Source organism: Microbacterium deferens (assembly GCF_045517775.1).
Lineage (GTDB): Bacteria > Actinomycetota > Actinomycetes > Actinomycetales > Microbacteriaceae > Microbacterium.
Map to the genome: position 1 here is coordinate 939,169 of NZ_JBEUWT010000001.1, position 8,063 is coordinate 947,231.

The 8,063-nt window shown below is 70.2% G+C and carries 8 protein-coding genes; 1 reads left to right on the forward strand and 7 read right to left on the reverse strand.

The window, feature by feature from the left end; translation table 11 throughout:
• The first annotated feature begins 61 nt into the window (after positions 1-61).
• Positions 62-1,003 (forward strand): alpha/beta fold hydrolase, encoded by a 942-nt coding sequence (locus tag ABTU82_RS04490; protein ID WP_407171989.1) that lies wholly within the window; start codon positions 62-64, stop codon positions 1,001-1,003.
• Here ABTU82_RS04490 and tsaE read toward each other — a convergent pair.
• The 7 genes from tsaE to ABTU82_RS04525 form a co-directional block, all read right to left on the reverse strand.
• Positions 981-1,484, reverse strand: a complete 504-nt coding sequence (gene tsaE / locus ABTU82_RS04495) for a tRNA (adenosine(37)-N6)-threonylcarbamoyltransferase complex ATPase subunit type 1 TsaE (RefSeq protein WP_407171991.1) — start codon at positions 1,482-1,484, stop codon at positions 981-983. The genes ABTU82_RS04490 and tsaE overlap by 23 nt on opposite strands.
• The gene (gene alr, locus ABTU82_RS04500) at positions 1,481-2,605 is read right to left on the reverse strand and encodes an alanine racemase (protein WP_407171992.1); all 1,125 of its coding nucleotides are present in this window, start codon (positions 2,603-2,605) and stop codon (positions 1,481-1,483) included. The genes tsaE and alr overlap by 4 nt, the downstream gene beginning before the upstream one ends.
• Positions 2,602-2,967, reverse strand: coding sequence for a holo-ACP synthase (locus ABTU82_RS04505; RefSeq protein WP_116648644.1), 366 nt, complete (start codon positions 2,965-2,967; stop codon positions 2,602-2,604). Before ABTU82_RS04505 ends, alr begins: the two co-directional genes overlap by 4 nt.
• Positions 2,968-2,999: 32 nt before the next feature.
• On the reverse strand, positions 3,000-4,850 hold the full coding sequence (glmS, locus tag ABTU82_RS04510) for a glutamine--fructose-6-phosphate transaminase (isomerizing) (protein ID WP_116648643.1): 1,851 nt from the start codon (positions 4,848-4,850) through the stop codon (positions 3,000-3,002).
• A 154-nt stretch (positions 4,851-5,004) separates the two neighbouring features.
• Complete coding sequence (locus ABTU82_RS04515; RefSeq protein WP_407171993.1) at positions 5,005-6,159, reverse strand: HTTM domain-containing protein; 1,155 nt, start codon at positions 6,157-6,159, stop codon at positions 5,005-5,007.
• Positions 6,156-7,043 (reverse strand): DUF5819 family protein, encoded by an 888-nt coding sequence (locus tag ABTU82_RS04520; RefSeq protein WP_407171994.1) that lies wholly within the window; start codon positions 7,041-7,043, stop codon positions 6,156-6,158. Before ABTU82_RS04520 ends, ABTU82_RS04515 begins: the two co-directional genes overlap by 4 nt.
• A 25-nt stretch (positions 7,044-7,068) precedes the next feature.
• On the reverse strand, positions 7,069-8,063 hold a 995-nt coding region (locus ABTU82_RS04525; RefSeq protein ID WP_407171995.1), incomplete at its 5' end, for an LPXTG cell wall anchor domain-containing protein.

An 8,063-nucleotide genomic window follows, 5' to 3' on the forward strand; every position in this document is an offset into this window, starting at 1 on the left:
CGTCCAGGATAATCGCCTCGGCCCACGCCATCCGAAGCAGCCGCCGCCACGAATACACCACGTGACCACGCCGACCGCCCTCGAAGTGAACGCGACCCCTCTGGGGCTGAGCCGGGTCGTCGTGCCGACGGCCGTCGGGGCGATCACGTCTTACGCGGGACGCCGCACCGGCGGTGCGGCCGTGGTGATGCTTCACGGTGCCGCAGCCCGGTGGACGACCTGGACGCCGCTGCTGGCGGCATCCGACCGCTCCGCGCACCCGCTGACCGACGTGGTGCTCATCGATCTCCCCGGCTGGGGCGACAGCGGCGTACGCGCACCCTCGCTCGAGCATCTCTCCGCCGCGGTCGTCGATGTCATCCGGGCGTGCGGATACGACCGGTGGCGCATCGTCGGGCATTCCCTCGGCGGTTTCGTCGCCCTCGACATCGCGGCCAGGCACCCGGAGGAGACGCTCGCCGTCGGTCTCGTCTCCGCGACCGGCGGCGGGGTGCTCGACGTGCTTCGCCGCCCCCTCCGCGGCGGGCTCCGGCTTCCCGGGTTCGCGGGCATGCTGCTCGCCATGCACGTGCTGCACTCGCTCGGCCGGGCCGCGGCTCCCCTGCTTCTCTTCCTGAGGAACGTCGGGCTTCTCCGCGCCTTCGCCGCCCCGCTGTTCCGCCACCCGAACGAGGTCGATCGTTCCGTGTCCGATGCCCTCGCCGGAGAGATCCGGCCGGTCGCGTTCTTGCGCGCGGCCCGGGCGGCGCGCACCTACGACGACCGCCGCTGGCGACGCATCCGGTGCGTCGTGCGAGCCGTCGCCGGCGAGCGCGATGTGTTCTCCGCTCCGTCCGACGACGCGTGGTTCGCCCGGCGGATCCGAGACTTCTCCGCGGAGCGTCTGCGCGACGCCGGTCACTACGCGGCCGTCGAACGCCCCGACGAGGTGCTGCGCTCGCTCACCGAGGTGCTCGCGCCCGGTGTGGAGGCGCCCGCCCTCAGGGCCGCCGTGAGATCGTGACCGTACGCGGGGCGTCGGCGTCGAGGTCGGCGCTCGCGCGGGAGAGGTCACCACAGGCCGTATCGATGCCGCGTCCGCCGGTCTGCCGGACCAGATCGATCTCCCACCACGCGTCGGCGAGGTGCTCGGCCATGCCGCCGCCCCACTCGACGACGACGACGGAACGGTCGACATCGATGTCGAGGTCGTCGAGTTCCACCGCCGACCCGAGCCGATAGGCGTCGACGTGCACGAGCGGCGGACCGTCGACCAGCGACGGGTGCGTCCGCGCGAGAACGAAGGTGGGGCTCTGCACCGGACCGCGGATCCCGAGTCCGGCACCGATCCCGCGGGTCAGCGTGGTCTTGCCCGCCCCCAGCGGGCCGTTCAGCACGACGACGTCGCCCGGCTCGAGGGCGGCACCGATCGCGCGACCGAGCAGCTCCATGTCGGCCGCGGTCGTGACCTCGCGCGTGCCGAGCAACTCGGCGGGAACCGTCACGACGACACCTGCACGCGAGGCACGCGCGGTCCGATGCGGGTCACGATCTCGTAGTCGATCGTCCCCGCAGCATCCGCCCAGTCCGAGGCGGCGGGGTGACCGAGGGTCGGGTCGCCGAACAGCACGACCTCGTCGCCGACCGCGACCGGAGCGTCGCCGACGTCGACGACGAACTGGTCCATCGCGATGCGGCCGGCGACGCGGTACTCGTTGCCGCCGATGCGGACGGGCCCCGATCCGGAGGCCTGGCGCGGAACACCGTCGGCGTACCCCAGCGGCACGAGGGCCAGGGTGGTGTCGGTCTGCGTGCGGTAGTCGTACCCGTACGACACGCCCGTACCCGCCGGCACCCGGCGCACCGCGGCGACCACCGATCGCAGCGTCATCGCCGGACGAAGACCGAGATCGGCCGACGAGCGGTCGTCGAACGGCGAGAGTCCGTAGATGCCGATGCCGATGCGGACGCACCCCATCCGCGACTCCGGGAGGGCGATGGCGGCGTGGGTCGCGGCGATGTGGCGCAGCGGCGGGTGCAGTCCCGCCGCCGCCGCGAGCACGACGCCCTCCTGGAACGCGGCGAGCGCGGCCCGATCGTCTTCGGGAGACGTGTTCGACAGGTGCGAGAAGAGGCCGACGACCGTCAGCTTGCCGATGCGCTCGAGGCGCGCGGCCTCGGCGAAGACGACGCGGTAGTCGGCGGGGGCGATCCCGTTGCGCGACAGGCCGGTCTCGATCTTGAGGTGCACCGAGACGGGGCGCGACGTGGATGCGGCGGCCGCGACCTGCAGCAGCTGATCGAGCCCGGAGATGCCGAGCTCGATGTCGGCGGCGATCGCGTCGTCGAAGGTCTCGCCGGGCGCGTGCAGCCAGGCGAGGATGGGTGCGCGGATCCCCGCGCGGCGCAGGGCCAGCGCCTCCGTGACATCGGCGACACCGATGCGGGTGGCCCCGCCCTGGAGGGCGGCGACCGCAGAGCGGAACGCGCCGTGCCCGTACCCGTCGGCCTTGACGACGGCGATGACCTCGGAATCGGTCAGCCGACGGAGGTGTCGCACGTTGTCGGCGATCGCCTCGACGTCGATGCGCGCCTCGTGCAGGCGCCCGGTGGGGAGTCGGTTCATGCCGCACCCTTCTCTGCTTCGGCCACCACGTAGGCCGTCGCGATTCCCGCGTCGTGGCTCATCGACAGGTGCACGGCGGTGATGCCGCGCTCCGTGAGGACGGCCGCCGTCGACCCTGAGAGACGAAAGAGAGGCCTCCCGGATGCTTCGGAAGCGATCTCGATCTCACTCCAGTGCACGCCGTCGGAGCCGCCCAGAGCCTTGATCAGGGCCTCCTTCGCAGCATAGCGAGCGGCGAGCGACCGGGGCTTCAGCATCCGCTCGTCCGGAGAGAACAACCGCGTGAGCAGCCGAGGGGTGCGCGCGATCGACCTCTCGAACCGCGCGATGTCGACCAGGTCGACGCCGATGCCGACGATCACCGAGTGCTCCTTCTGCGCCCCGCGGGCGGTGCCTATTCGACCGTGACGGACTTCGCGAGGTTGCGCGGCTGGTCGACGTCGAGACCCTTCGCCGTCGCCAGACCCATCGCGAAGATGTGCAGCGGCACGACGGCGAGCAGCGGCTCGAACAGGGGACCTGCGAGCGGGATGCGCAGAACCTCGTCGGCCTGCGGGAGCACCGCAGCGTCGCCCTCCTCGGCGATCGCGATGACCCGGGCGCCGCGGGCGCTGATCTCCTCGATGCTCGAGATCACCTTGCGGTGCAGCTCGCCCGAGCCGCGCGGCGACGGGACGATCACGAACACGGGCTGCCCGGCTTCGATGAGCGCGATCGGGCCGTGCTTCAGCTCACCGGCAGCGAACCCCTCCGCGTGGATGTAGGCGAGCTCCTTCAGCTTGAGCGCGCCCTCCATCGCGATGGGGAACCCGACGTGACGACCGAGGAAGAGCACCGAGCGCGTGTCGGCCATCCAGTGCGCGAACTGCTCGATGCGGGGCTGCTCGCGCTCGAGGATCTGCGCGATCTTGCCAGGCACCGACTCGAGCTCGACCACGTGGTCGGCGATCTCGGCGGCCGAGAGCGACCCGCGCAGTCGCGCGACGTGCAGGCCGAAGAGGTAGAGCGCGGTGATCTGCGCGACGAAGGCCTTGGTCGAGGCCACGGCGACCTCGGGACCGGCGTGGGTGTAGACGACCGCGTCGGACTCGCGCGGGATGGTGGCGCCCTGCGTGTTGCAGATCGACAGGGTCTTCGCGCCGCGCTCGCGGGCGTACTTGACCGCCATGAGGGTGTCCATGGTCTCGCCCGACTGGCTGATCGAGACGACGAGGGTGTCGGGTCCGAGCACCGGGTCGCGGTAGCGGAACTCGTGGGCGAGCTCGACGTCGACCGGCACGCGGGTCCACTGCTCGAGCGCGTACTTGCCGACCTGGCCGGCATACGCCGCCGTGCCGCAGGCGATGACGATGACGCGGGAGACGTCGCGGAACAGGTCGTCGAGTCCCTCGAGTTCGGGGATGACCACCGCACCGTCGTGGAGGCGACCGCGCAGCGTGTTGGAGACGGCGTCGGGCTCTTCCGACACCTCCTTGGCCATGAACGACGACCATCCACCCTTTTCGGCCGCCGAGGCGTCCCAGGTCACCTCGAACGGCTCGACCTCGACGGGGGCGCCGTCGAAGTCGGTGACCTCGACGCCCGACGGGGTGATCGCGACGATCTCGTCCTGACCGATGGCCAGGGCGTGGCGGGTGTGCTCGACGAAGGCGGCGACGTCGGAGCCGAGGAAGTTCTCGCCGTCGCCCAGACCGATCACCAGCGGCGAGTTGCGGCGCGCGCCGACGACGAGTCCCGGGTGGTCCTGGTGCATCGCGAGGAGCGTGTACGCGCCCTCCAGTCGGGAGACGACGGCACGGAAGGCGGCGACGAGGTCGCCCGTCTTGCGGTACTCGCGACCGATGAGCACGGCTGCGACCTCGGTGTCGGTCTGGCTGAGGAAGGTGTAGCCGTCGCTGACCAGCTCGGCCTTCAGCTCGGAGAAGTTCTCGATGATGCCGTTGTGGATGACGGCGAGCTTGTCGTCGTCGGCCAGGTGCGGGTGCGCGTTGGAGTCGGTCGGTCCACCGTGGGTCGCCCATCGGGTGTGCCCGATACCGGTGGTGCCGTCGCTCAGGGGGTGCTCGACGAGATCGTCGCGGAGCACGGCGAGCTTGCCCGCGCGCTTGCGCATGCCGAGGCCGCCGTCGGCGTCGATCACGGCGACACCCGCCGAGTCGTATCCGCGGTATTCCAGTCGGGCGAGGCCCGCGAGAAGGATGCTCTGACTCTGCCGGGGGCCGACGTATCCGATGATTCCGCACATAGGGATTCATCCTAGGCGCGGCGACCTGTCCGTCGGCTTCGAACGCGCGCCCGCGCGGCGAGCGCGGTGCGGGATCGGGGCGCGTTCTTCCGGTTGGGGCGCGGAATTCCTCGCCCCGAGGCGAGGAATGCGCCCCGAACCGGCCCGCGACAGGTCAGAGGGCGCGACCGTCGGGTATCGGCTGGGGCTCGTGCGTGGGACGCCGTGGCCCTCGAGCCACGCGGGTGCGCCCCCGCGCGGAGCGCCCGCTCCCCCGCCCGGATCCCCCGTCGTCCGCCCGGGCGTCGTCGACCACGCGCCTCATGGCTCGACCGACTCGCCGCGCCCCACCCCACGCGCGCGTCCACGAACGATCGCGCACGAGCAGGAGATCCAGCGCGATCATCGTCAGAGAGAAGGGCCAGAGGCCCAAGAGGACGGCGATGCCGAGGTGCATGCCGGTGATGAGCACGAGGGCGACGTAGCGCGTCGGGCGCCAGAGAATCAACACGGGGAAGAGGAGCTGCACCCACAGCGCCGTCCAGGTGGCCAGCATCACGCCGGGGGTGAACTGCCACGCCAGGTCGCTGAGCCCCGGCAGCACACGGAACTGGTCGATGCTGAGCGCGTAGTAGATCGCCGTCCCCTGCAGCCACTCCTCACCGGCCAGTTTCAGCACGGACGAGACGAGATACACCAGAAGGATCTGGTAAACGCAGAGGATCAGCACGGTGTTGTGCGCCCAGTTCGACGCCCACACCGGCACGGGTCGGAGCCACCGCGGGCGGGGCGCCGCCGCACCTCCTCGACGACGCCGCAGCCACGCGTCCACCGAGAAGTGCGAGCTGAGGTCGGCGAAGACCGCGAACAGCAGCACGATCCGCATGAGCGTGTCGCCGCCGTTCGTGAGCAGCGTGCTGTTCGTGGACAACCCGACCCAGAGCAGGAGCAGCACCGGGGTGACCCAGCGCGTCTTCCAGCCGACGAGGAACACCAGCACCAGCACCAGCAGCGCCCCGTAGACGATGTCGAACAGAAGGATGCTGTCCTTGGAGAAGAGCAGACGCAGCGGCTCCCACCACCCGCGGCGACTCGCCTCGGGCTCGACCCACCACGACCCCGGGCCCCACAGGTAGTGTCGGTCGGGGATGCTGGGCACGAGCACCGCCAGCATGGCCGCCGAGAGCAGAATCCGCATGAGCGAGAAGCTGATCGTGGAGTGCTTGCGTTCGGTGAGCCATCGCGAGAGACCGGTCCACAGCCGCGCTGGACTCGCGATGCGACTCAGACGTGTCGGAGGAGACTGTTGCGGCGTGCGTGTGACGGTCATCGTCCGGTGTACCTCTCCACGACGTCGTCGAAGATGGCGAGAACCTCGGGGTCGACGTCACGCCCGGGCTGACGCCATCCGAAGGTGACGACCGAGGCCTCCGACTGCGGTTCGTCGTCGAACCGGTGCAGGAAGTCGTTGGTGCGCTGTGTCTCGACCCTCCAACGGACGCGTTCCACGTCCTGGTCGAAGTACGCGGAGCCGAACGCGGACGCGAAGCGCACCAGCATGTAGTCGTAACGGAGAAACCGCACCACGGCCGAACGGTTTCCGCTCGCCTCGGCCGCGGCGCTCTCGTCGACGACGTCGGCATCGGTGACCGGCTCGAACTCCTCGTCGCCGCCGGCGGATCCGGCTGCGTCGATCTCGTCGAGCAGCCGGGAGTCCTGGATCGGTGCGAACTCTCCGCCCCCGACCGCTTCGATGAAGGTATCGCGCACCCTCGTCTTCTGCGGGCTCGACAGTGCGTTGTAGCGCGACATGTAGGCCTGCGCCGCGTTGAACGAGCTCTTCGAGATACGAGAAGGAAGAGGGATGCCGCGGGCCGCCGCGAATTCGGTCTCGGTCACGTCGATCCACTCGCTGTGAACGAGCTCCCCATCCTCCCGCCACTGCACCTGCACCTGGAGCTCGCGATTCGACCGCATGATGTTCGGGGCGAACACGTTCCATTGCTGCGAGAAGTACGGCGCGAAGGTCTGGCGCACGGCAGCCTGGGCCGCTGTCGGCGGCAGGGTGAACGAGGCGCTGACGAACACGTATCCGGCGACGATCGCCAGCGTCAGTGCCGTCGCGACCGCCACGACCGGCCCTCCGCGGGGAGGGGCCGCCGCCGGCGACGGAGTGGTTCCGTCGCCGGCGGCGTTGGTTGCGACGGTGGGCAAGCCCGCCCGAGGCCTACCCACCCCCCTACCTCTCTTCAGCGGTGTTCCGTCGGCGGAGCGTCAGTGCCGCAGCACCGGCGATCAGCATCGCCATTCCGAGACCTCCCAGCGCGAGACCGTTCATCTCTCCACCCGTCGCCGGGAGCGACCCGGGAACGGCCGGGGCCGCCACCACCGTGAACGCGGTGCGCTCACGATCGGTGGGCAGCTCTCCCGATACCGAGCCCCGCACCTCGACGCGGTGTGCACCGAGTTCGAAGGTGGACCCGACCGGGAAGGTGAACCGCACGTTGCCGGCGGCGTCGGCGACCACGGGGGTCAACTCGAACGGTGTCGAGAGGACGGTGGCCGAAACGGTCTCGCCGGGCTGGAACCCGGTTCCGATGACCACCTGAGTGACCCCGGTACCGCGCACGATCCGCGTCTGCGTCACGGCCGCTTCAGGAACCGTGGTCTGGCCACCGTCCGTCGCGTCCGCGTCGGTACCGTCGGCGTCGGCGTCGGCGTCGGGGTCTGCACCGTCGGCATCGGTATCCGCGTCTGCGTCAGCGCCATCCGCATCTGCGTCTGCGTCTGCGTCCATGCCGTCAGCATCCGCATCCGCGTCCGCATCTGCGTCCATGCCGTCAGCATCCGCATCCGCGTCCGCATCTGCGTCGACGCCATCCGCATCCGCATCTGCATCTGCATCTGCGTCCACGCCATCAGCATCCGCATCCGCGTCGGCGTCCGCGTCCGCGTCCACGCCATCAGCATCCGCGTCCGCATCCGCATCTGCATCCATGCCGTCAGCATCCGCATCCGCGTCAGCGTCCGCGTCAGCATCCACGCCGTCAGCGTCCATGCCGTCAGCATCCATGCCGTCAGCGTCCACACCGTCGGCATCCATGCCATCGGCATCCGCATCAGCATCCACGCCGTCAGCGTCCATGCCGTCAGCATCCGCGTCAGCATCCGCGTCAGCATCCGCGTCAGCATCCACGCCGTCAGCGTCCATGCCGTCAGCATCCATGCCGTCAG

Bases quoted from the DNA above. Each gene is read 5' to 3' on its own strand.
- glmS (WP_116648643.1), bottom strand. From the start codon at position 4,850: ATGTGCGGAATCATCGGATACGTCGGCCCCCGGCAGAGTCAGAGCATC.
- alr (WP_407171992.1), bottom strand. From the start codon at position 2,605: ATGAACCGACTCCCCACCGGGCGCCTGCACGAGGCGCGCATCGACGTC.
- ABTU82_RS04515 (WP_407171993.1), bottom strand. From the start codon at position 6,159: ATGACCGTCACACGCACGCCGCAACAGTCTCCTCCGACACGTCTGAGT.